At 48.2% G+C, this 24,995-nt stretch carries 17 protein-coding genes and 4 tRNA genes; 6 read left to right on the top strand and 15 right to left on the bottom strand.

Annotated elements, in window-relative coordinates; genetic code table 11:
- The first annotated feature begins 5 nt into the window (after positions 1–5).
- Both rne and ACXAH4_RS09765 read left to right on the top strand, forming a co-directional pair.
- A complete protein-coding gene (rne, locus tag ACXAH4_RS09770) occupies positions 6–3,221 on the top strand; it encodes a ribonuclease E (protein WP_474881697.1) in 3,216 nt (1,071 codons plus the stop codon).
- Between the two features lie 85 nt (positions 3,222–3,306).
- Positions 3,307–4,290 (top strand): phosphotransferase, encoded by a 984-nt coding sequence (locus tag ACXAH4_RS09765; RefSeq protein ID WP_474881696.1) that lies wholly within the window; start codon positions 3,307–3,309, stop codon positions 4,288–4,290.
- A 32-nt stretch (positions 4,291–4,322) separates the two neighbouring features.
- On the opposite strand, the gene ACXAH4_RS09760 is transcribed toward ACXAH4_RS09765, so the two are convergent.
- Both ACXAH4_RS09760 and topA read right to left on the bottom strand, forming a co-directional pair.
- Positions 4,323–4,874, bottom strand: coding sequence for a DUF2058 domain-containing protein (locus tag ACXAH4_RS09760; RefSeq protein ID WP_474844327.1), 552 nt, complete (start codon positions 4,872–4,874; stop codon positions 4,323–4,325).
- A gap of 7 nt (positions 4,875–4,881) precedes the next feature.
- Positions 4,882–7,515 carry a type I DNA topoisomerase gene (gene topA, locus ACXAH4_RS09755; protein ID WP_474881694.1) on the bottom strand — a complete coding sequence of 878 codons (2,634 nt, stop codon included), beginning with the start codon at positions 7,513–7,515 and terminating at the stop codon, positions 4,882–4,884.
- Positions 7,516–7,869: 354 nt separating this feature from the next.
- Here topA and astB point away from each other — a divergent pair, with 354 nt between their 5' ends.
- Positions 7,870–9,210: an N-succinylarginine dihydrolase gene (gene astB / locus ACXAH4_RS09750; protein WP_474881693.1), complete on the top strand. Its 1,341-nt coding sequence runs from the start codon at positions 7,870–7,872 to the stop codon at positions 9,208–9,210.
- A gap of 71 nt (positions 9,211–9,281) precedes the next feature.
- On the opposite strand, the gene ACXAH4_RS09745 is transcribed toward astB, so the two are convergent.
- Positions 9,282–11,921: an Ig-like domain-containing protein gene (locus ACXAH4_RS09745; RefSeq protein ID WP_474881691.1), complete on the bottom strand. Its 2,640-nt coding sequence runs from the start codon at positions 11,919–11,921 to the stop codon at positions 9,282–9,284.
- 120 nt (positions 11,922–12,041) lie between these two features.
- Here ACXAH4_RS09745 and ACXAH4_RS09740 point away from each other — a divergent pair, with 120 nt between their 5' ends.
- Entirely contained in the window at positions 12,042–13,388 is a 1,347-nt protein-coding gene (locus tag ACXAH4_RS09740) for a dicarboxylate/amino acid:cation symporter (protein WP_474851375.1), read from the top strand.
- Positions 13,389–13,447: 59 nt separating this feature from the next.
- Here the strand turns inward: ACXAH4_RS09740 and lolE are convergent, their stop codons facing one another.
- The 9 genes from lolE to dnaQ all read right to left on the bottom strand — a co-directional run bounded on the left by lolE (position 13,448) and on the right by dnaQ (position 18,223).
- Entirely contained in the window at positions 13,448–14,683 is a 1,236-nt protein-coding gene (gene lolE, locus ACXAH4_RS09735; RefSeq protein ID WP_474881690.1) for a lipoprotein-releasing ABC transporter permease subunit LolE, read from the bottom strand.
- Entirely contained in the window at positions 14,680–15,366 is a 687-nt protein-coding gene (lolD, locus tag ACXAH4_RS09730; RefSeq protein WP_474851371.1) for a lipoprotein-releasing ABC transporter ATP-binding protein LolD, read from the bottom strand. The genes lolE and lolD overlap by 4 nt, the downstream gene beginning before the upstream one ends.
- Before the next feature lie 104 nt (positions 15,367–15,470).
- Positions 15,471–15,547, bottom strand: a tRNA-Asp gene (locus tag ACXAH4_RS09725).
- 23 nt (positions 15,548–15,570) lie between these two features.
- Positions 15,571–15,647: transfer RNA gene (locus tag ACXAH4_RS09720), tRNA-Asp, on the bottom strand.
- 25 nt (positions 15,648–15,672) lie between these two features.
- Positions 15,673–15,749: transfer RNA gene (locus ACXAH4_RS09715), tRNA-Asp, on the bottom strand.
- Positions 15,750–15,779: 30 nt separating this feature from the next.
- Positions 15,780–15,856 (bottom strand) — tRNA-Asp (locus ACXAH4_RS09710).
- A gap of 16 nt (positions 15,857–15,872) precedes the next feature.
- Complete coding sequence (locus ACXAH4_RS09705) at positions 15,873–16,067, bottom strand: hypothetical protein (protein ID WP_474844334.1); 195 nt, start codon at positions 16,065–16,067, stop codon at positions 15,873–15,875.
- A gap of 30 nt (positions 16,068–16,097) precedes the next feature.
- The gene (locus tag ACXAH4_RS09700) at positions 16,098–17,531 is read right to left on the bottom strand and encodes a TIGR03503 family protein (protein WP_474881688.1); all 1,434 of its coding nucleotides are present in this window, start codon (positions 17,529–17,531) and stop codon (positions 16,098–16,100) included.
- The gene (gene dnaQ, locus ACXAH4_RS09695) at positions 17,507–18,223 is read right to left on the bottom strand and encodes a DNA polymerase III subunit epsilon (RefSeq protein WP_474844336.1); all 717 of its coding nucleotides are present in this window, start codon (positions 18,221–18,223) and stop codon (positions 17,507–17,509) included. Before dnaQ ends, ACXAH4_RS09700 begins: the two co-directional genes overlap by 25 nt.
- A gap of 139 nt (positions 18,224–18,362) precedes the next feature.
- Between dnaQ and rnhA the strand changes: the two genes are divergently transcribed.
- Complete coding sequence (rnhA, locus tag ACXAH4_RS09690) at positions 18,363–18,827, top strand: ribonuclease HI (RefSeq protein ID WP_303573950.1); 465 nt, start codon at positions 18,363–18,365, stop codon at positions 18,825–18,827.
- Between the two features lie 196 nt (positions 18,828–19,023).
- Here rnhA and ACXAH4_RS09685 read toward each other — a convergent pair whose 3' ends face one another.
- Entirely contained in the window at positions 19,024–19,902 is an 879-nt protein-coding gene (locus ACXAH4_RS09685; RefSeq protein WP_474881687.1) for a LysR family transcriptional regulator, read from the bottom strand.
- 100 nt (positions 19,903–20,002) lie between these two features.
- Here ACXAH4_RS09685 and ACXAH4_RS09680 point away from each other — a divergent pair, with 100 nt between their 5' ends.
- Complete coding sequence (locus ACXAH4_RS09680) at positions 20,003–21,076, top strand: YeiH family protein (RefSeq protein ID WP_474844339.1); 1,074 nt, start codon at positions 20,003–20,005, stop codon at positions 21,074–21,076.
- A 151-nt stretch (positions 21,077–21,227) separates the two neighbouring features.
- On the opposite strand, the gene ACXAH4_RS09675 is transcribed toward ACXAH4_RS09680, so the two are convergent.
- Together ACXAH4_RS09675 and ACXAH4_RS09670 are read right to left on the bottom strand one after the other, a co-directional pair.
- Positions 21,228–23,648 (bottom strand): bifunctional diguanylate cyclase/phosphodiesterase, encoded by a 2,421-nt coding sequence (locus ACXAH4_RS09675; RefSeq protein WP_474881685.1) that lies wholly within the window; start codon positions 23,646–23,648, stop codon positions 21,228–21,230.
- Between the two features lie 319 nt (positions 23,649–23,967).
- A complete protein-coding gene (locus ACXAH4_RS09670; protein ID WP_474881684.1) occupies positions 23,968–24,945 on the bottom strand; it encodes an NAD(P)H-quinone oxidoreductase in 978 nt (325 codons plus the stop codon).
- Positions 24,946–24,995 lie beyond the last annotated feature (50 nt).

Raw genomic sequence — 24,995 nt, 5'->3', positions numbered from 1 at the left:
ATACAATGAAAAGAATGTTGATTAACGCAACTCAACAAGAAGAGTTGCGCGTTGCCCTGGTTGACGGGCAACGGCTGTATGATCTTGATATTGAAAGCCCGGGTCACGAACAAAAAAAGGCGAATATATACAAAGGTAAGATTACCCGCGTAGAACCCAGCCTTGAAGCTGCTTTCGTAGACTACGGCGCAGACCGTCATGGCTTCCTGCCTCTGAAAGAAATTGCCCGCACTTACTTCCCGAAAGGTTATAAATTCGAAGGCCGCCCAAACATCAAAGATGTGATTAAAGAAGGCCAGGAAGTTATTGTTCAGATTGATAAAGAAGAGCGTGGCCAGAAAGGCGCAGCCCTCACTACTTTCCTGTCACTGGCTGGTAGTTACCTGGTACTGATGCCGAATAACCCCCGCGCAGGTGGTATTTCCCGCCGCATCGAAGGTGATGAGCGTTCGGATCTGAAAGATGCCCTGTCCCGCCTGGAATTACCGGACGGCATGGGTCTGATTGTCCGTACTGCTGGTGTAGGTAAATCTTACGAAGAACTGGAATGGGATTTAAAAGTACTCCTGAAGCACTGGGAAGCCATTTCAGAAGTCGCTGAAAGCCGTGCGGCGCCATTCCTTATCCATCAGGAAAGTAACGTTATTGTCCGTGCCATCCGCGACTATCTGCGCCGTGATATCGGTGAGATCCTGATTGATAAAACCAGCATCTATGAAGAAGCCCTGCAGCACATTGAACTGGTGCGTCCGGACTTTGCTAATCGTGTAAAACTGTACAAGGGTGACGTACCTCTGTTCAGTCACTACCAGATTGAAAGTCAAATCGAATCAGCTTTCCAGCGTGAAGTCCGTCTGCCCTCCGGCGGTTCAATTGTTATCGATCCGACTGAAGCCCTGACATCAATCGACATTAACTCTGCCCGCGCAACAAAAGGCGGAGATATTGAAGAAACAGCCCTTAATACCAACCTTGAAGCCGCCGACGAAATTGCCCGTCAGTTGCGTCTTCGCGACTTAGGTGGTCTGGTAGTCATCGACTTTATCGATATGACACCGGTCCGTCACCAGCGCGAAGTTGAAAAACGTATGCAGGATGCTGTGCGCTCAGACCGTGCACGTGTTCAGCTGGGACGTATCTCACGTTTCGGCTTGCTGGAAATGTCACGTCAGCGTTTACGTCCTTCTCTTGGCGAGTCAGCTCACCATGTATGTCCGCGCTGTTCCGGTCACGGTACGATACGTGGTACAGAATCCCTTGCGCTGTCGATTCTGCGGATTATCGAAGAAGAAAGCATCAAAGATAATACCGGTCAGATTGAAGCTCAGTTGCCGGTACCGGTAGCTACCTATCTGCTGAATGAAAAGCGTAAATCAATCAATGTGATCGAGAAGCGTCATAACGTTTCCCTGCTGTTGATCCCTAACCCTCACCTGGACACGCCGCATTACGAAGTTATTCGCCACCGTCCGGATGAAGTCATTTCTGATGCAAGCTATAACGTTGCCCTGAAAGAGCAGGACGAGACAGAGGCCTATCAGCCTGCTGCAGCACCGGTAAAACGTGAAGAACCTGCATTGAAAGGTCTCGTTGCGCCGACTCAGGCTCCGCCTGCTCCTGTAGCAGCGCTTGCAGCTAAAGAAGCAACTGCACCGGCAGCCACTGAAACCCTGTTCACCAAACTGGGCAAATGGATTTCTTCTGTACTTGGCGGTGAAGACAAGAAAGAAGAAGAAACAAAGACTGAAGAGAAGACGCGTAGTCCGCGTAATAATCGCAATAATGACAACCGCAACAGAAAACCACGCAACAACCGTAACCGTCGTGGTAAGCAGTCTGAGAACAGCAATGAGCGTGATGAGAGTAAGCAGACTCAGAAACGCCAGGATGATAAGCGTAACAGTCGTCCTAAGTCCCGCCGTAAGCCGCAGGAAGATAAAAAGGCCAAGCCGGAACAGCAAAATCAAAACCGTGAGGCCGAAGCGCAAACTGACAATCAGGAAGCACAGCCAGCCCGAAAGAAGCAGGTTGCCGAGCGTCGTAAGCGTCGTGACAACCGCCGCAGCGTTCGTGTAAATAAAGACGCAGCGGATAAGTCAGCGACACAACAGCCTCAGGCAGACAAATCTGACACTAAACATTCTGCGGTTGAAGTGAAAGAAGCCGTTACTGAGACTGTACAGACTGTAGCACCTTCGGATACTCAGTTTGCTACAGAAGCACCGGCCAGCAGCCCTGAGCAAAGTCAAAAAGGCTCTGGTCTGACTCAAGACAGCACGGAGCGAACTCAGGCTGACGCTGAGCAGAGCAACACCAGTAAAGCTCAGAACATTGATGTGCCTGCTTCTGCGGAAGCGGCAGAGCAAGCTGACAGTACTGCGTCTGAACAGGATGCTTCCGGCGATGAAAATGGTCAGAAGCGAGAAAGCCGTGGCCGCTCACGTCGTTCTCCGCGTCATGTACGGGCAGCGGGTCAACGCCGTAAGAAGGAGCAGTCTCCCGCCGGTGACGCAGCAGAGGACAACGCACCACAGCAAGTCAGTGATGCTTCTGAAGTTGCGGATTCTGATGCAGCTACCGGCGCAGTGCAGGATGAACTGCAATTTGATATTGCACATCCTGAAGAAGATACACAGGCTAAAAAGCCAAAATCAGCGAAGCCCCGTGTACGTGTTGACGGTGATCAGCTGACCGCTGTGCCGGCTTCTCCTGAGCAGGTTGAGATTAATCTAGCTGCCCATGCAGAATCAGAAACTGAACAGCAGAATCCTGCTCAGGAAACGGAAAATGCGACTCAGGAAGCACAGAGTTCAACTGAATCTGTAGCTGAACAGAGTACAACTGAAACAAAATCTACGGAAACGGTAGCTGAAGTTGCTGAAAAAGCAGCACCGGTATCTGAAAACTCTGTAGCTGCCACGGCAGAGAAAGAGGTGAAATCAGAAGCCGTAGCACCTGTTGCCAAACCTGCGGTTGCGAAAGCCACTTTCAGAGCAACAAGCAGCACCGGACAAAAATCAGCATCACATCCGATGGCATTGCCACCGGTTGTAGAAGCAGTGTTCAGTGATGTAACAGCAGGCGCGATGAAAGATGAAAGCCGCCCTGCACTGCTGGTGTCAGGTAAAGCAGCATCGGTATCACAGGCGACTTCATCCGCATCTGCGGCTATGACGTTACCTGCCAGTGCATCTGAAGCAGCAGTTGCTGAAGAGGCCTGAGGCTGACAGCCCTGTTGAGGCTGTCAATCCCTGCACGTGATAACAAAGCCGTACCTTGAGTACGGCTTTTTTAATGGTAAAAATAATGACTGTTCTTTCACTAAACCAATATCTCAACTGGCTGAACACTGTGTCCGGAACACAGTACACCGAAGCTTCACTCATCCAGTCATTATGGAGTGGTTACGGCGCCTGTTTCAGAGCGGTGAACAAAAATACGGGCAAACCTGTAGTGGTGAAATGTATCCGGCCCGCGAACAGCACAGCGCATCCCCGTGGCTGGCAATCAGATCACAGTCATCAGCGAAAACTCCGCTCATTTGAAGTTGAACATTATTTTTATCAGGCACTGGCTCCGCTTACGGGTTCAGCATGTAAAGTACCTGACTATCTGGGCGGTAGTGCTGAAGGCGATAACAGAATGATTATCATGGAGGACTTATCTGCCAGCGGATTCCCGTTGACAACATACTCACTGACGCTGGCGCAGGCAAAATGCGTATTGCGCTGGCTGGGCGAATTCCACGGACGTTTTATGCATTGTTCTGATGGAAAAGTATGGAAGGAAGGCACTTACTGGCATCTGGGAACAAGACAAAACGAATGGGCAGCCATGCCCGACTCTCCGTTAAAGTCTGCTGCCGTGCAGATTGACGATGCCCTTAAAAATGCCCGTTTTTCTACCCTTCTTCACGGTGACGCGAAAGTGGCCAACTTCTGTTTTGATGAACAATTTGTCGATTGTGCCGCAGTTGATTTCCAGTACTGTGGTCACGGGGCGGGTATCAAAGACGTAGTGTATTTCATGGGAAGTGCACTGAGTGATGAGGAGCAGAGAAACGGTAAAGAAACCTGTCTCCGGCATTATTTCTCAGCGTTAAAAGGTTCTCTTGCTAAACACTGTCCGCAAACGGATGCAGAAGCTGCGGAGGCAGAATGGCGGGGGCTTTATGATTTGGCAAATGCCGACTTCCACCGCTTTCTTGCAGGCTGGAGCCCTGAACACGTGAAAATTAACCGCGCGTTGCAAGACTCCACTAATAATGCACTGGCGGGACTACAAAGCTGAAGTCCTGCCGGCGCACTACTGAACCGGTAAAATTACCAGGTCAGGTCGTCCGGGATCTCGTAGTCGGCGTACCAGTCCTCTTCGTCTTCCTGTTGACCTTCGTTGTTGCTGGTATCCAGGTCGGCACGGTAAACCACTACAGATTCATCACGCTGAGCAATTTTATCAGCAACCGGTGACGGCACCAGTTCATACGCTCCGTCGAGAGCAACCACAGCCAGACGGCCTTTCGTCACCTGCTTATGGACAGCGGCTGAAACATACATACGTTTAACCACATTTTCGTGGGTGAAGTTCAGTAAGGTATCACCGTCACGGCTTTGTTTATTCACCGTGATAAGTTGCTTGATTTGCGCAGCAACAGAGCGCTTTTCACGCTCCTGTTGCTGTTCAGCATTTAACTGACGGTCCCGCTCTTTTTTCTCAGCAGCGGCCTGTTCAGCAGCGATTTTGGCAGCATCAGCTTCTACCTGCTGATTCTTATTTTTCAGCTTTTGCTTTTTGCGCTTTTCCGCCCGGGCATTCTTTGCCGAATTTTTATCGGCCAGACCTGCCTTTAAGAGTTGATCCTGTAATGAAGCCACCTGACACCTATTTCTTTTTCTTGTCCTGGGTTACCCATTTGCCATCCTGATACCAGGACGACCACCCTGTTGATTTACCGCTGTCATTTTCAGACATAACGTATTGCTGCTTAGTTTTTCTGCTGTAACGCACAATGGCCGGATTACCTTCCGGATCCTTTTGCGGCGCATCCGCCAGATAGTAAAACTTAGGCGAAATACGATCTCTGAAACGGGCCAGTTCCTCAACCTTTGGTGCACGGGTTTCCCTTGATTTAGGGAAATTATGTGCTGCGAGGAATATACCGGAGGCACCGTCACGCAATACAAAGTGCGCATCAGACTTCTCACAGGGCAATTCAGGTAAATCCACCGGGTCTTCTTTTGGTGGCGCAGCTTCGCCGTTACGCAGCAGCTTACGGGTATTCTTACATTCTTCGCTGGTGCAACCGAAGTATTTACCAAACCGGCCGTTCTTCAGCTCCATATCACTGCCGCACTTATCACACTCGATAACCGGACCGTCGTACCCTTTAATCTTAAATGTACCGGCTTCTACGTAAGTCCCCGGACAGGTCGGCGTGTTACCACACACATGCAGTTTACGCTTTTCATCTACCAAATAGCTGTCCATTGCCGTACCACATACGTCACAACGGCGCTTAGCCCGCAAGGCTTCGGTTTCCAGCTCTTCTTCGTTATCGACTTTCACCACTTCGTCACCCGGTGTCAGGTTCATGGTGTTGGTGCAACGCTCTTTCGGAGGCAGGTTGTAACCTGAGCATCCTAAGAATACACCGGTAGATGCGGTACGGACGTTCATTTCACGGCCACACTTGTCGCATTCAATACCAGCCGGGACCGCCTGATTGGTGCGCATTCCACCTTCTTCAGCGTCCTTTTCTGCTTTCAGTAACTTGGCGTAGAAATCGTTGTAGAAACTGTCGAGAACCTGCTTCCAGTTTTTATTACCTTCTGCAATGTCATCGAGATGCTGTTCCATATTGGCAGTGAAATCATAACTCATCAGGTCGTCGAAGTTTTCCATCAGACGATCATTAACAATTTCACCCATTTTTTCAGCATAGAAACGTTTATTTTCCAGCCGGACATAACCACGATCCTGAATCGTGGATATAATGCTGGCGTAGGTAGAAGGCCGGCCAATGCCACGTTTCTCAAGCTCTTTTACCAGTGAAGCTTCGTTAAACCGGGCCACCGGTTTCGTAAAGTGCTGTTTAGGATCCAGGGCCTGCAAATCGAGGGCTTCGCCCTGCTTCACGTCCGGCAGTAACAGTTCTTCATCACCCTTCTTACGGATTTGTGGCTGTACCTTAGTCCAACCGTCAAATTTCAGTACCCGGCCCTTAGCCACCAGTTCATAATCACCGGCAGTTACACGGATCGTAGTGGCATCATATTTTGCGTTTGTCATCTGACATGCAACAAACTGACGCCAGATCAGCTCATACAGGCGCTGTGCGTCTCTCTCCATCTCTTTAAGCGACGCTGCCTGCACATTTACGTTTGAAGGACGAATCGCTTCGTGGGCTTCCTGAGCGCCTTCTTTGCTACCGTAACGGATAGGTGAATCCGGCAGATACTTGCCACCAAAATTATCGTCGATGTAAGCACGGCAATTATCCAGCGCTTCCTGACTCAGATTCGTTGAGTCTGTACGCATATAGGTAATGTGACCAGCTTCGTACAATCGCTGAGCCAGCATCATAGTTTTCTTAACACCAAAACCAAGACGTGTACTGGCCGCCTGCTGCAGAGTAGATGTAATAAACGGTGCTGACGGTTTACTTTGCGTGGGTTTAGACTCACGGCTTTCAACCACGTATTGCGCTTTTTCCAGTTCGGCCAGCGCTGCATCGGTTTCTTTCTTATTAACCGGTTTAAACGCTTTATCCCGATAACGGTTAACCAGCATACGCAGTTGCTGTTTCGCGCCTGATGTTACATCTGCATGTACGTCCCAGAATTCTTCCGGTACAAAAGCCTTAATTTCCCGCTCACGCTCGACAACCAGACGTACAGCCACTGACTGCACACGACCGGCAGACAACCCGCGGGCAATTTTCTTCCACAACAGCGGTGACACCATGAAACCCACAACGCGGTCAAGGAAACGTCTTGCCTGCTGGGCATTCACGCGATCAGTGTTAACCTCACCGGGATGAGAGAAAGCTTCCTGAATGGCGTTTTTGGTGATTTCGTTAAACACCACGCGCTGATAAGTTTTATTCTTCTCGCCAAGGAGTTCCCGCAGGTGCCATGCAATGGCTTCCCCTTCGCGGTCCAAATCCGTTGCGAGATAAACGGTGTCAGCGTCTTTTGCGAGCTTCTTCAGCTCATTGACAACTTTTTCTTTGCCCTGAAGCACCTGATAATGTGCTTTCCAGTCTGCTTCAGGGTCGACGCCCATGCGATCTACCAGTTTACGGTATTCATATTTGCGCAGATATTCTTCCCGCGCATCATCGCTTAACGTTTTCAGTTCTTTTGCCGGTTTTTTGGGCTCAACATTGCCGACCGCCTTCGTAGGCAAGTCGCGCACGTGGCCAACAGAAGATTTTACGATAAAATTTTTACCGAGATATTTATTTATCGTTTTTGCTTTTGCTGGTGACTCGACAATAACCAGTGATTTTGCCATAAAAATTGATTAAACCTGTTCGTAATCAGAGATTTAGATCATCTCATTGAATAATAAAGGGTATAAAGAAGTGATGGTGCACTACCCTTTCTTTTTTTAACATATATCTACAAAGTGAATGGAAAACAAGATCTTCTTAATAGTTATTCTGTCGCCTGCTTCAAATACCGCCACAAACCGTTCACTTTTTAATCACTCACGTTGGCAAGGCCATTAAAAACCGTATAATGCCGCCAATTCAGTGAGCAAAAAAGACGGTTTATTTGCTGCCTTCCCCTGCTTTATTTGGGTTCTTACGCTAAATTCAAGCAACGGCCGGCAGTCATTCATGATCCATTTCCAAGAGGCAATTCCATGCAGCAATTTGAAGTAAATTTTGACGGACTCGTTGGCCCTACCCATAACTATGCAGGGTTATCAACCGGAAACGTTGCATCTCAAAATAATGCCAATGCTGTCAGCAATCCTAAAGAGGCAGCAAAACAAGGTCTGGCGAAGATGAAAGCGCTGGCTGATATGGGAATGAAACAAGGTGTTTTAGCGCCGCAGGAGCGTCCTGACATCGCCATGCTGAGACGTCTGGGCTTTTCCGGTTCAGATGCACAGGTTCTTGATAAAGCTGCAAAGCAGGCGCCTCAGGTCTTTCTTGCCTGTTGCTCCGCCTCAAGCATGTGGACAGCCAATGCAGCAACGGTTTCACCCGGTGCTGACACACTGGACGGCAGAATTCATTTTACCCCGGCCAATCTGACCAATAAGTTCCACCGTTCACTTGAACCGGCGGTAACCGGTGCCATTTTGCAGGCAACCTTCGATGATGACAAATACTTCGCTCACCATACTCACCTGCCCGATAACGAGCATTTCGGCGACGAAGGTGCGGCAAACCATACCAGGCTGTGTACTGAATACGGCAAAGCCGGTGTAGAGTTGTTCGTTTACGGCCGGTATGCGTTTAACCACAGTAAACCTGCACCGGTGCGTTACCCTGCAAGACAAACGTTTGAAGCCTCACAGGCTATTTCCCGCCTGCACGGTCTGAAAGATGAAAAAGTGGTGTATATCCAGCAGAATCCGGATGTGATTGATCAGGGAGTCTTCCACAACGACGTGATTTCAGTAGGTAACCAGAACGTCCTTTTCTATCATGAGCAAGCCTTTTTGAATACCGGCTCCGTACTGAAAGAAATTCGCCGCAAATTTGGTGAAAGTCCGCTGCACTTCATTGAAGTACCTACCAGTGCTGTTTCTGTAATGGACGCGGTCAGTACCTATTTGTTTAATACTCAAATCATCACCCTGCCGCAGGGTCACATGGCAATTATTGCACCGGCAGAATGTCAGGAAAACCCGGCAGTTTCTGATTATTTAAACACCCTCACAGCCATGGACACGCCGGTAAAAGAAGTGAAATACTTTGATGTTAAGCAGAGCATGCGAAACGGCGGTGGTCCGGCTTGTCTACGGTTACGCGTAGCCATGAATGAGAGAGAATTAAAGGCCGCAAACCCGCATACGCTGATGAATGACATCCTGTTTGCCCGTCTGAATCAGTGGGTGGAAAAACACTACCGTGACCGCTTGTCTGAGCAGGATTTACGGGATCCGCAGTTACTCACAGAAAGCCGTACCGCACTGGATGAACTGACACAAATCATGAAACTCGGTTCGGTCTACCCCTTCCAGCAGGTTTAATTAATCTTACGGACAGGCAGATATGAAAAAGCCGTCACTTCAGGTGACGGCTTTTTTGTCAGAGAGCTGAATCACTCAGCATCTGTACATTGGCTACTCACTCCGAACGGACTGGAAGGTGGCTGAATATTTTCATTCGAAGCATCATCTGCAGCGATTGCAAACAGATACTTCATACTCGCACTGGCTTCACTACCTGTAGACTGTGCAAATACAGAAATCTCAGCTTCGTAAAATCCGGCATATTCTCTGGGATAACGGAGTTCCAGCGTTGCCTGCCCATTTTCATCAGTTTCGTTGATACCATCCTTGAATGTCAGTGAACCAACAATACCGGGAGTCAGGAAAGTATCGCGGTTAATGTCTTCACCATTGGAAAAGTCTGTAGTATCCGAAGCCAGGCGCTGAGCATTAAAATTACCTGAATCTAAAATACCGTTTCCGTTAATGTCTTCGTTCACACATTCAGCAGTATAGGTACCCAGAATATTCCCGTCAGAATCTACATCACGGATAACCCATACAGGGTCAACCCATACCCAGTATCCCTTGTAGAATTCACCACCATCGGCATATTTTACAGGTGTAGACGATGCTGTCAGCGACACCCCTTCAATTGGCTGTCCCACCGAATCCGTTACAAACACAGCAAACTCTTTCAGGTATGTTGTGCTATCGGGTTTTTCAATTTCATTACCGGTACCGATTGATACGTCAAATGCCCGGTTTCCTACAGTCAGTGTTACATCGCCGGTTACAGCGACATCATCAACCACTGTTGCTGTTACCATCACCGCATCTTCGCTGGTTACTGCGCCGGATGTGAATACTGTTGAAGCAATACCGTTACTGTCAGTGGTTGCCTGTGACGGTGAAATGGAACCGGTACTGGTGTCGTTCACTGTAAAGCTGACAACTTTGCCTTTCACCAGGTTGCCCGCAGGGTCACGGACTATCGCAGTAATGGTACTGGTTTGTCCGTCAGGGCCAATCTGATCAGGAGACGCATCCACATAAAGGCTGTCAGCATCGGTGGCAATAAACTCTATATCAACTGTCGCACTCACTTCATTACCGTCACCGTCCACGCCGGTTGCAGTGACAGAAGATAAGCCGGCATTGGTTGACGCGATATCAAAGGACAACTCACCGTTAGCGTCGGTAGTACCGCTTTCATCGCCCGGGCGAATATCACCGCGGGATGCAGTAAAAGTTACTGTTCCGCCGGCAAAAGGGGCATTGTCTTTGTTCCAGCTCACTGTCAGTGTGGTGTAATTCGCTTCTTCATAGCTGTCATCCGGTGCAACAGCCACTTCTTCCGCAGGCACAGTGGTAAAGGAAAAGTCATCTTCCTGCACGGTGACTGTGAAACTGCCAATGGCATTCAACGCAGACGCTGTGACCGTGGACGAACCTGATACAGTACCGGTAAATTGGACGGTAGCCTGACCATTCGCGCCAGTTGTGACAGATGACGCTGATAATTCGCCGGATGTTGCAGCCAGTTCGATGGCCTGATTAGGAATATTTGTGCCATCCGAGTCCTGAACCCGCAACGTCAGAGTGGTGGAATCATTAATAGTAATTGAGCGGGCACCGTTAATAGTGACCTCAGTGCCTGAAATCTCAATGTCGATGGTTTGCGTCAGGTCGCCGGCGGCGGCAGTCACGGTGACAGTGCGGTTGGCAGCATTATTCTGGCTGGTCAGTCTGGCCGTTGCCGTACCGTTTTCCAGTGTCTGGCTGTCAACCTGCTGAATTTCTACACCGGCTGAAGAAGGTGCAGAGAATGACACATCAACCCCTTCCATTAATACGCTCTGAGCATTTTTAACCAGTGCAATTAATTCAATGTCATCTGAACCGCTGGAAGCCAGTTGTACCGAAGTGGTGTACAACTCAAGAACAGCCGGCACTTCCGTGATCACAGAAGCTCCTTCAGAGGAAAAAGTGGTAGAAGCAGTAGTCCCGTCAGGTAATGTAGCGGTGACTTCACCGTCACCTGAGGCACTGCCAACAGCAAGGCCGATGGTCGCCGCGCCGGTATCATCAGTGCGGGCGGTAGCCGTGTCGTTTGAGAAAGTGGCAATATTTTCATCAGATAACGTGAAATCAATCAGAGTATCGGTAAGCGGATTATCGAACTGATCGGTCACACTGACATTGAGGGTCAGTGCATTGTCTGATGCAAGATTACGGTCAGCCTCACCTGCCTGGTTTACCAGTGTCAGCGAAATTGTGTAGACCGCGTTTTCATCCGAACTACTGCCGGACGAAGTAAATGTCGTTGTGCCTTCAGTACCATCAGGTAAAGTGGCTGTGATCTGACCATCACCGGCCGCTGTGCCAACGGTAAGATCAATAGTGGCAACACCGGCATCATCTGTACGCGCTGTGCCGGTATCATTACCGAAAACAGCCAGTTCTTCATTAGATAATGTGAAGGTAATTAAGGTGTCTGCCAGCGGCGCCCCGTCATTGTCAGTCACTGTCGCGTTCAGTGTGAGCGGGTTATCTGTCGCAAGATTACGGTCAGTCTCATCATTCTGGTTTACGAGAGCAAGGGAAACCGTGTAAGTTGAGTCAGTGTCGCCAGAGTCTCCTGAGCCACTACTGCTGTCGGATTCACGCTCTAATGAGCCGCCGCCTCCGCAGGCTAATAATAAGAACAGCATACTGAACAGCGTCAGAGACTGGGAAAGTGTTTTCATAGTTGTCTTCCTGGACCTCTAGTAAATGACAATACTGAAATATTTTTCATTTCAATCTGATAAGATTCTGGCACACTAAAGCTATAACAAAATCAATAACATTGTTGTTAGGGAACCCACATGTCTCAATCTGCTAATAAGCTTAGCCTCACTGCCAGAATCTTTATCGGCATGGGCGCCGGAATCATTACCGGTTGGTTACTTCAGCTTCTTTTCGATAATAGCGGAGATTTTCGCTTTTCGATATTCGGCTTTGAGTTTTCCACGTATACCTTTTTGGTAGAAGGTATATTCTCCACAATCGGTGCTATCTTCATCGCCAGCCTGAAAATGTTGGTTGTCCCGCTAGTGTTTATCTCACTTGTATGCGGTACGTGCAGTTTATCTGACCCGGGAAAACTGGGTCGTCTGGGCCTCAAATCCGTATCGTTATATATACTCACAACAGCTATCGCAATTACACTGGCCATCAGTCTGGGATTAGTTGTCAGTCCCGGCAGTAACGTATTAATGCCCACAGATGCAAGCTATGTGGCTAAAGAAGCCCCTTCCTTCTCTCAGGTTATTATTAACATGTTCCCTACCAACCCCATCAAATCCATGGCGGAAGGAAACATGCTGCAAATTATTATCTTCGCCGTGTTGTTCGGTGTAGCTATGGCGATGACCGGCGATGCCGGCAAACGTCTGGGCGCGGTATTTGAAGATTTAAATACGATTATCATGAAACTGGTTACCATTATCATGAATCTGGCGCCATACGGGGTGTTCGTATTAATGGCTAAACTGTTCAGCACCATCGGTGGTGATATGCTTGGCAGTCTCGCGAAATACTTTTTCCTCGTATTAGTCGTGCTTATTCTGCATGGTACGATTGTGTATTCAGTGCTTCTTAAAACCATGACCGGTCTGAGCCCGTTTACCCTGATTAAGAAAATGCGCGACGCCGCCCTGTTTGCCTTCACCACATCCAGTAGCAGCGCCACCTTACCGGTGACCATGGAAACTGCACGTAACAAACTGGGCGTGGGCAAATCGGTTTCTTCTTTCACGCTTCCACTGGGTTCAACCATCAACATGGATGGTACTGCCATTATGCAGGGTGTAGCCACCGTGTTTATCGCACAGGTTTATGGTGTGGATCTGACACTTGGTGATTACATTATGGTGGTCTTCACCGCCACACTGGCTTCAGTAGGTACGGCAGGTGTGCCGGGCGTAGGCCTTATAATGCTTGCTATGGTACTGCAACAGGTGAATCTGCCTGTGGAAGGTATCGGTTTGATTATCGGTGTCGACCGTTTACTGGATATGACCCGTACTGCCGTTAACATCACCGGTGACTGTATGGTTTCCTGTGTGGTGGCAAAGAGTGAGGGTGAACTGGATGAAGCGGTTTACAATGACCCGGATGCCGGCATAAAAGAAGAAACGGTGGACTTCGAACACTTCGATAAAAATGCTTAAAAGAAAAAAGGTGGCCGCGGCCACCTTTTTTTATATTCACAGAGCACGCATAATTATTGTTATCCGTTCAGTGCTCTTGCCGGATCAACCTTTACTGCCCTTGAAGCCGGATACCATGTTGCCAGCAAACACAATACAAAGGCAGTCGATACAGTAATAACCACGTCCTGCCACTGCAATTCTGACGGCAGAAAATCGATAAAGTAAATATCTCCGGACAACACCGTTATGCCTGTCAGCTTTTCAATAAAAGCGACAATGGCAGAAAGATTAGGCGCCACGAATACCGCTGCCACGGTGCCGCAAACAATACCGGTCACACCGTTGATAAGGCCCTGAATCATGAATGTGCGGCGGATAAGACTGTCTCCTGCACCCATGGTTTTCAGGATTGCTATTGCTCCCTGTTTTTCTCTGACGGCCATCACCAGAGTGGACACAATGTTAAAACAGGCTACGGCAATCACCAGGGTCAGTGAAATCATCACAACAACACGCACCAGTTGAATGTCGTTATAGAGGTGTCCCTGGGTACGCATCCAGTAGGAAATATAAACCGCCTGGCTGAAATCATAACCAATACTGCGCATGGTGTCATAGGCATCGTAAGGGTCTTTCAACATAAAACGCAGGCCCTGGGCACCGGTGGTTACGCCGGATTCTTTTGAAGCGGTGTTCAGGTGCATCATCGCCAGGTAGTTATCCATTTCACCGCCCACGTTCAGACTGCCTGCCACAGTAAGATGCATCAGATGGGGGGCTTTGAATGCCATATTATCTGTCGCTGTCGGGATCAGAACACCAATGCGGTCACCAGCCGATAACGACAGTTTCTGCATCAGTCCCTGCCCCAGCAAGATTTGATCATCGCCCGAGGTAAACTGTTCCCAGCCGGCTTTCGTCACCTGATCCCGCCAGCGGTCATGACTGGCGCGGCTGATATCAAGACCGGTAATTTCGACAGCTTTCAGGCTACCCTTATGCTGCAACATACCGGTGATTTTTGTATAAGGCTCAATGCTCTCCACCCTGGGATCCTGCTCAAGGCGGGCTATCTCTTCTTCCCAGTTTTCAATGCCTTCACTGTTAACGGCATAGAGTTCGCCATGAGGGATAACAGCAAGAATACGGTTCAGCAATTCCCGTTCGAAACCATTCATCACCGACAGCAAAACAATGAGTACAAAACAACCCAGGCCAATCCCCACCGTGGAGGAGAAGGAGATAAAAGAAATGTAGCCATTTTTTTGCTTGCTGCGCCGGAAACGCGAAGCAAGCTGCCATGCCAGATTCAACCTGCCGCCTCCCCGTGAAGCAATCCGTCTTTAATATGCAAAGTACGGTTCATTCGTGCGGCCAGCGCATTATCGTGGGTCACGACAACAAAACTGGTGCCCAGGCTTTCACTGAGAGATGTCAGTAAACCGTAGACCTGCTCGCCGGTTTTGTTATCCAGATTCCCGGTGGGCTCATCGGCCAGAACCAGAGCGGGACGATTTACCAGTGCACGGGCAATTGCCACCCTTTGACGTTCACCACCTGATAACGCGGATGGCTTATGCATCAACCGGTGCGTTAACCCCACCTGTTCCAGCATGTCAGTTGCCGCCTGTTTTGCCTTTTTTTCCGGCATACCGCCAATCAGTAAAGGCATGGCTGCATTTTCCAGTGCTGAAAACTCAGGGAGAAGATGATGGAACTGGTAAATAAAACCAATTTTCTGATTGCGCAGTGCCGCCAGCTGAGACGGTTTCATACCTGTCATGGACTCGCCATGAAACCAGACTTCACCTTCATCAGGTTTGTCCAGGCCGCCGAGAATATGCAGTAAGGTACTTTTTCCTGAACCCGAACTGCCGAGAATAGCGACATGCTCAGAGGTCTGTACGGTAAGTGACACATCAGAGAGAACCGGCGTATCGGTTTCGCCATCATGATAAGTTTTTGAAATCCCGCGACATGCGAGTAGTGCATCCATATGAAATCTAGCTTCCGGAAGTAATTCTACCTGAGCGAATACTAACGTGAGGGATGCAAATGACCAACAGAAAGCGTTGAAAAACAGATAACTTTAGAGGAAAGTGGCGGAGCGGACGGGACTCGAACCCGCGACCCCCGGCGTGACAGGCCGGTATTCTAACCAACTGAACTACCGCTCCACTGGGAAATTGTGTCTCTTGAATGGCGGAGCGGACGGGACTCGAACCCGCGACCCCCGGCGTGACAGGCCGGTATTCTAACCAACTGAACTACCGCTCCACACAAGAGAAGGCGCGAAACTAAATGGCGGAGCGGACGGGACTCGAACCCGCGACCCCCGGCGTGACAGGCCGGTATTCTAACCAACTGAACTACCGCTCCGAAGAACCATATTAGTTTTGCTATTGAAAGTGGCGGAGCGGACGGGACTCGAACCCGCGACCCCCGGCGTGACAGGCCGGTATTCTAACCAACTGAACTACCGCTCCACTTTTTTCAATTTTTTCAGCAGCTTGCAGATTCTTTATTGAAGTCTCTGCCCTGACTGCGGCGCAGATAATACGTATTCCCTATGGTCGAGTCAACGGTTTTTTTAGATAAAATGTGCCAACATGCATCGTTTGCCTGATTATTCGCCATAATGATGTAATAACCACCGTATAGCATGCTGGCAGGGCCTGCAAACCGTGTTTCTGCCATTTAAGTCACCTGGTGAAGACCACAACCCGACTACTTTTCTTCGCTGTCAGGCTTCTTCTTTTTAAATTTCGACAGTAAACCAGCCAGCATACCCGGCTTTTTCTCTTTAACTTCTGCACCTGTAGTAGCCTTAGGCGCTGCCGGAGCAACCGCAGGTTTTGCAGCCTTTTTCCGCTTCCATACAATAAAGCCTACAATGAGCACACCAATCAGGATTATCGAGCCGTTTACCACTGCAATAAGCATGATCATTGTGCCGTCATCCATTCCGGGCTCTTCCGGTGGAAGTTGTACAGACGGCATGGATGGCGTGTCTTTTAATAATGCCGCTTCAAGATCCCCTGCTCTACCTGTTACAGGCGCTTCGTCACTCTCTTCGCCGCCGGTTTCGCCTAGAAATGTATATTCCGGCACATCGAGGATCACGTCCCTGCCACCGGTGGTGCTCGCGTAAGCAGTGATCTTTACTCTGAACAAACCATCTTCATAGGCGAGGATCCGGTGTAAGCGGGCTTCAGATGAAGGTTCAGTAATGGAAAAGTTCTGAATATCACCATTGGGAAACCTGACCTTTCCGTCTATCAATAATGATTCAATATCAATCTGGTCACGCACCACATCAATATGTAAATCGTGGTAACCCTGTTGTCCGTCATCCAGTGTTTCACTCAATAGCACGGGGTTCGGGTGTAACATGATAACCGGATCAATTTGTTCACGGGAAAACATGGGAGTGTCCACGGTGAAAACAGGACGCCACTCACCGGAAGGGATTGCCAGATTAAACTGACCGGTGAATACGCCATCTTCCGGCGCTTCGTCCATGCCCCTGCCATTGTCTTCAAAGGTGGCGATAAGTTCGTCTTTCGCGCCAAAGTTATCAAAATTCGGATTATTGGTACTTTTGAGTTCGATGGACAAGTCAACCACTTCACGGAAAGCCGAATAATCAATGGGCTTGCCACCATTAGTCAGATAGGCGGTTTGTTTGAGCACTTCACCGGAGAATATAACTGCCGGCAGAGGATCGGCATGAAGCTCAATGCCTGAAAGTACCATCACCCGGCTTTCCGGTAACACCTGCCCTACAGCCTGCCACGGTCCCGGCACCGGATTTTTTATCTTAATCATGTCGAAGGTATCATCGTCATACCATTCCACATTATTTTTTTCAGCCTGAGAAGAAAATATCTTAGAGCCGTCGGGACGCACCAGAACCACGGGTGCAGAGCCAAATTCACGGAAGAAAACCATGGTCACTTCGTCCACTTCATGATCGATGCGGAAGCGGTTACGAAGCAAAAGAATAGAATTTTGATAATCATCACCCAGTGCGGTTAACGCACTGGTGTCGACGGCCGGTTCATCACCGGCCTGCTGTGCTGACAGCGAAAAACTGCCGGCAATAAAGAATAGCCAGATAGAAGTTAAAAAAGGAATTAACTTTCGGGAGTTGCTCGCCACAAACACTTTCCACCGCTCTTTTGCACAATATCCAGTCGTGCTTCATGTTGTTCTAATTCATCGGCGGAGGCGCGGATAACCTTTAATTTATTTCCGTTTCGCTGAATACGCCGGATCCCCTGAGTATCGCCGCTCCCTTCGCTGTTCTGGCCGGCCAGATTCAATTTTGTCTGGCCACCGGTCATCAGCAGATAAACATCAGCAAGAATTTCGGCATCCAGCAAAGCGCCGTGAAGTTCACGGTGGCTGTTGTCTATACCATAGCGCCGGCACAATGCATCGAGGTTATTTTTCTGCCCCGGGTGCATCTTTCTGGCAAGAGATAAGCTGTCGAGCACAGAGCAGATATCGTGAGTTTTGACCCCGGCAGTGGGAGCATTCATACCGAATTCGTGATCCATAAAGCCGACGTCGAAGGCCGCGTTATGAATTACCAGTTGGGCACCGGTGATAAAGTCGATAAAGTCCTGCGCCACGTCTGCAAACAACGGCTTGTCTGCCAGAAATTCATTGGTAATCCCGTGAACTTCAATCGCTTCCTGTTCAACAATTCGCTGAGGGTTAATGTATACATGAAAATGATTGCCGGTGAGTTTGCGGTTAACAACCTCAACACAGCCAATTTCAATGATACGGTGACCTTCTTTAGGTTCGATACCCGTGGTTTCTGTATCGAGCACGATTTGACGCATGTCTGCAACACCTTGTTTTATCTTATAGTTGCCGGGTGCCCCGCGAATTTCAGATTTTCGCTGGCACAGGCGGTTTCAGTTCATTAGTATACCAGGACATTATCCCGGAAACACATTTCTGACGTAAAAAAGGCCCTTCATGGCAAAGAAAAAAATCGCGATATATACCGATGGTTCCTGTTTAGGCAACCCCGGACCTGGCGGATATGGCGCACTGTTGATATTCGGAAAACACAAAAAAGAAATCAGTGAGGGTTTTAATCAAACCACCAATAACCGCATGGAACTGATGGCCCCCGCTGCCGCACTGGAATGTTTGACAGAACCCTGCATTGTAGACATTACCACCGACAGTCAGTACGTAAAAAATGGCATAAACCAGTGGATCAAAAATTGGCGCAAAAACGGCTGGCGTACCGCCGATAAAAAGCCGGTAAAAAATGCAGATTTGTGGAAGCGTCTGGACGAAGCAGTGAAGAAGCACGATGTGGACTGGCACTGGGTTAAGGGCCACTCCGGCCATCCGGAAAATGAGCGGGTTGATGATTTAGCCCGTGAAGCTGCCGGCAGTCCTACGCAGGACGATACCGGCTTTTCCGGTTAATTCACCGGTGCAAAGAAAAACTGGCGGATACAGAGATGATTATCCTTTTGAACGCAACACCTCAGGCACGTATTTTGAGTAACGCAGGATAAATTCATGGATGATTCAAAAATCGTTTTAGTCACTGGTGGTAGCCGCGGTATTGGGGCTGCTACTTACAGAATGTTTGCCGTAAAGCAATATAGGGCTGCATTACTTACGCCCGACTCAGACTTAAAAAAGCGATGGCAGCGGGTGAGCGGGGACGGGTGTTATGGGTCATGCAAAACAGAGAACGCGGCTCCGGCTGATGCAGCGCCTTAACAGGTAAGCGCTGAACGCTGTTGAGCGCCAGCAATGGCGCAGCCACCACATCGGGCAGCAGCGCGATACCCATCCCGGCGGCAACAGCATGAATAATGGCTTCGTTACTGCCCAGCGTTATGGTCTGAAACGGCGCAATCTGATGTGCGAGAAAATACTGTTCATTCACACTACGCGTCCCTGAACCGGGTTCCCTGACTAGCCAGGTCGCCTGCTCAAGTGCCGGTATCTTTTTCTCGGGGGATGCGCCGGTGCTAACGCAGAACAGACTTAACGGCTCGCTTTTCCAATGTTCACAATGAATAAGTGGATGAACAATTTCACCTTCCACATAACCCAGTTCAATATCATTTTGCAGAAGCGCCTGTTCAATGTGCGAAGAGTTGGACACGTTCAATGATATATCGATATCAGGATGGTCACGGTGAAACCGGGCCAGAAAGTCGGTTAACCAGTAACTGGCCACGGTTGTACTGGCACCGATCTTGAGTTGTCCGCGGGTGAGTCCCGCCCGGGCTTTTAAGTCCTGCTCGGCGGCCGCTTCAATTGCAAAAATTCCCGTAGCGTGTTCCAGCAAGGCAAGGCCAGCTTCGGTCAGGCGAATTGTCTTGCCTTTACTGGCGCGCTCAAGTAATGGCAGGCCTGCTGTGTGCTCAAGTTCTTTGATCGCTTTTGACACCGCCGGTTGACTAATAAAAAGCGCCTCCGCTGCCAGTGAAAAACTACGCTGGGTAGCCACAGTATAAAATACCCGCAAACCATGCAAATTCATTGTATAACCTAAAGTTACTCAAAAATGAAAATAGTGTATTTGAGTAATAGTAATGCCGGGCGTAGATTAAATGCAACTTCAGCTATTGCAGGAAAGCGCCATGCCATCACCAATACACCCAGACAATCCGAACACGGACAATTCTCGCCATCTTGCGGGCGGCCTGATCATTGTGTTGCTCATCGCTGTTGGCGCGACAGGCCTGGCCCGGCTGGAGTGGTTTTCCCAGGCCGGTATCAGCCCGCTCACGCTGGGCATAGTGATAGGTATGCTGGCGGGCAACCTGATTACGCCGGGCCTGTTAAAGCACATTGATACCGGAGTAGAGTTTGCCAAAAGCCGGATTCTTAAAACCGGTATTGTGCTATTTGGATTTCACTTTACGTTCAGCGAGGTTATTGATTTAGGGTGGATTGGCTTATTGATCGACCTGGTTATTATGTCGGGTGTATTCACGGTGGCCTACATTACTGGTCGGGGACTACTTAAACTGGACAGTCACACCAGCCTGCTGATAGGTGCAGGTTCGGCTATTTGTGGTGCTGCAGCCATACTGGCGACAGCCCCTGTGATTAAGGCAAAAGCTGATAACGTTATTATTGCCGTGGCCACTGTAGTTATCTTTGGTACCACCAGTATGTTCATTTACCCGTTTATCGGTGCGTATCTGGGGTTATCTGACCATGCTTTTGGTATATATGCCGGCTCTACCATTCATGAGGTCGCGCAAGTGGTTGCCGCCGCCAGTGCGGTCAGCCCCGACGCAGCACAGGTAGCGGTGCTGGAAAAAATGATCCGGGTGATGTTGCTGGCGCCTTTTCTTATTGTACTGGCAGTGCTGCCTGCACAACGCGCGCAGGCAACTAACGACTCTAAACAGAACTTGTCAGCAGGCAGACACAATTTTCCACTGGCCCAGATGCCCTGGTTTGCCATTGTTTTTTTACTGGTCATTGCCCTGAATTCTCTGGGCAAGCCGGACACAAACGTAATTGCGCCACTATTAGAACTGGATAATGTATTATTGACAATGGCGATGGTGGCATTAGGATTAAAGACCCATCTCAAAGTAGTGCGGCAGGCCGGCATGAAACCACTAATACTGGGGCTGGTGTTATTTATCTTCCTGATTGGCGGGGGAGCGCTTATTAATAAGTTTTTATTTTTTGTGTAAGCGTTTCTATACGTTGCGGCTTTTTGAACACTTTACCTGTCACTGCCAGGCAGAGTAGTGTATAAAATTATAACAAACAGGCACGTATAAGCGCTCCTGAATAAGGAAAAATAAAGGTCTGTGTATTTTATTCAAAAATAACGTCCGAAATTTATACAAGTTTATAATCATTCAAAACCACGCTTAAAGGTTGTGGTTTTGAAACGTAAAAACCTTGAAGAAAATCGCATCCCATTTCAAACAGTAGATCGGCCTGTGCTTTAGATTCTACGCCTTCTGCGACAACCTTTATTCCCAAATTTTGGCTGAGCTGTATCATTGCTTCACACATTAAATACGACGACTTATTTGATGTAATGTGTTGCACAAAGCTCCTGTCTATTTTTAGTAAATCGATGCGATGATCCAGAATGTACGACATAGAGGAATAGCCGGTTCCGAAATCGTCTAAAGCGATATCTATGCCATGTTCCTGAATTTTGCGCAACGCTTCTTTTGTGGCATCCTCAGAAGACATTAACAGGTTTTCAGTAATTTCAATAACTATTCCATGTCTAGTACTTTGATCCCGGCGGTGATTTTCTAAAAGTTGCTGCAACAAATCATTAGATGCTCCCCGATGACCTGATAACTGTAACGGCGATACATTGACACTCACCTGTATATCATTCCCAAACCGCAGTTGAAGGCTCGGAAGTGCAGCCAATGCTTGTTCAATAACCCAATACCCAATATCAAAAATCAAACCTGAATGCTCAGCCAACGGAATAAATTCCGCCGGAGATACCTTAACGCCATTATGCTGCGTCCATCTCAATAATGCTTCAAACTTCACAACACGATTTTGCTTATTAACAATAGGTTGAAAGTGCAGAGTGAGTTCATCTCTTTCAATTGCCAGCCCCAGAGCTTCAGTTAGCGAAGTACGCCGTAGCAAAGCGTTTTTTAATTCGAGATCAAATCGGCAAACCCTGTTCTTACCTTGACATTTAGCTGCATACATTGCCTGGTCTGCCGCAGACATAATATCGGAAACAGAATCAGCATCTTCCGGATAAAATGCTAATCCAATACTAGCCATTATCGACATCGAAAAATGCGAGACTTGAATGGGCTCACTAATCAGTTTAAGCAATGATTGACAATCAGTAACAACACGTTCGCTTTTTTGATATTGGTCAACAATAATTGTGAATTCATCACCTCCTTGTCGAGCAATAAACCAGTTCGCAGGTAGCTGCTTGCTTAACCTATCCGCCAATATATGCAAAACTCTATCGCCGACCTCATGCCCCCGGGTGTCATTAATTTCTTTGAAATTATCCAAGTCGATATAAATTACGGAAAATTTAGGTGAATATGATGCATAGCCTTTTTCAACAATCCGCTGCGCAAACGCATTGAATGCCGATCGGTTTGCCAAGCCAGTTAGAGAATCCCGCGATGCCTGATTACGTAACTTTTGTTCGGCAGAATGCTTTTTGTCAGCCATGTTGAACAACGACTGTCGAAGGGAATCCATTTCCTCTATCCCAATACCTTCGTCACTTTGGATCTCTTTACCTTCACCCAGAGCATCAGCGAAGCTTGAAAGGTTGTCTAGTGGACGTTGAATATTACTTCTGAAAAAAAGCCACAAAATAATAAGTACAATTGCCACAAACGCAGTAAACAACAATAGCTCATAATAAAATGAGCGAAGTATTGAGTTAAAACCTCTATCAATACTAATCCCCGTCACAAATGTTAACGATATATCTTGATCTTCAACACTTAAATGATGGCTGAAAAATATTCGACGAACTCCATTTGGCCCTATTCGCGTTTCACCATTTTTAATCTGTGAATACCCTTCAAAGCTAAGATCATTATTTAAACTGAATACCGCTTTATAATTACGATCCAAAATATATGCGACGCTATTTTTTGGTAACACCATTGACCTGACAAAATGTCCCCACCATTCCACTGATGCAACAACAACCGCAATACCAGTCACCTCATTTGTGTTACTTTCACTAACAATTGGGTAAGCAAACGCCATAACAAATTCGCCCGTAGATGAGTCAACTTGTATTTCACTGGTTACATAGGTCTTAGTATTTATAGCTTTTGAAAAAAAAGGCTGTTGAGCCAAACCTGAGACAAACTCGCTATCAGATGCCGCACATGCTAAATGACCGTCTATAGAAAAAGCCACTATATTCGTAACGTGCATGTTCAACCGGTTTTGTTCTTTTACAAACTCAATACAGCGGTTTGAGAAAACATCTTTAACGGCTTCTGATTCAGCTAACCGCCGCAAATAGATATTGGTACCGTTTACAATGTTCTGCTGATTCCGCACCGATTGCTCAGTAACGAATTCTGCCCTGCCACGCAATTTTTCAATTTCATTATTTATCGCAGTGTTAAAATGAACAAGGATCAAGCCGTAGCAAGGTAAAATTGCCAAAAAAATAAGTGAAAACAAACGCCCTTTTAATGATCCAAATATTTTTTTAATCATTACCTTTGCACTTAAACATAAATCAAATGAATATTTCATCCATCCTACACTATTAATTTTCATTCATAAAGACGTTGCTTCTTTTGTGAAAAATCGCAGTTCATATTCTCTACGAAGCTTACCAAGTTCCTTTTCGATCTTGTTCCATCTTCTTTCCTGATATCAGAAAGATCTCATTTGTCATCGTAAAACCAGGATTGTTATAGCTGAGCCAGGAAGGTTAGATAGCATGGCGAACTGTGAATTTTTATCAGTCCTTTGTCGCGTGCAGTGATGAAGCCGGACTAACACTCGATAATGCGAAACGGGTCATACAATTTTGCCGGGGTGTCTGCCATCGGCAATTGACTAAAAGACACCTGTCAGGTGAACCTCGCCTTCATCACCACTCAACAATGATTTTGCCGCGACTGTCATTGGCTTCAAGGCGGGCATGGGCAGTAGCGACATCTTCAACTGGCAACACGGTATCTACGTTCACTGTGAGCGTGCCGTCGTCGAAGCCCGGCAAGCCGTGTTCGCAGAAATCACGTATCAAATCAGCCTTGTAAGCGTCGCTGCGGTTTCTGAGCGTTGACCCCTGAATGCGGGCGCGTTTGCCCAACATCAATGCCATGTCTAACTTGTCGGCGAAACGCCCTGCCAGCATGGCTAAATAAACGATGTGCCCGTCTTGCGCGAGTACTTTCAGGTTACGGTTCAGGTAATCCCCTGCCACAAAATCGAGTACAAAGTTTACGCCTTCCGGCCAGGTGTCTTTCAAAACAGCAGCAAAATCCTGTTCTTTATAATTGATGGTCAGGTTCGCGCCCATATCACGACACTGGGCTAATTTATCTTCAGAAGACGCGGTGGTGGCTGTGGCAATGCCCTTCAGTTTGCACAGTTGCAGCGCAGCTAAGCCAACACCGCTGGCACCGGCGTGAATAAGGGCTTTATCCTGAGCTTGCAGGTTACCGATTGTGAACAGCGCCTGCCAGGCGGTAAGAAACACCTCCGTGAGCCCTGCTGCGTGTGTCAAGGACATACGCTCTGGCACCGGCATCAGATGACGTGCATTTACCGCCACATATTCAGCGTAGCCGCCACCCGCTACCAAACCGCACACCTTGTCACCCGTGTTCCAATGAGTGACATCATCTGCAACCTCAGTCACTACCCCGGAAACTTCCAGTCCGAGAATGTCGCTTTCACCCGGCGGTGGCGGATATTTTCCCTGACGCTGCAAGGTGTCGGCGCGGTTTACCCCGAATGCATGCACTTTAACGAGCACCTGGCCACTGGCGATAGCAGGCGTATCCGTTTCACTGATCTTCAAAGTTTCCGGCCCCGCGCCCTTGTCAAAATCGATATATCGCATCGCTGTACTCCTTCGTTTGACGATCTGAATTCAAAGATACCTATGGTCAT

This window comes from Alteromonas sp. ABV2_168 (assembly GCF_056161165.1).
This window is presented reverse-complemented; position numbering and strand designations above follow the sequence as displayed.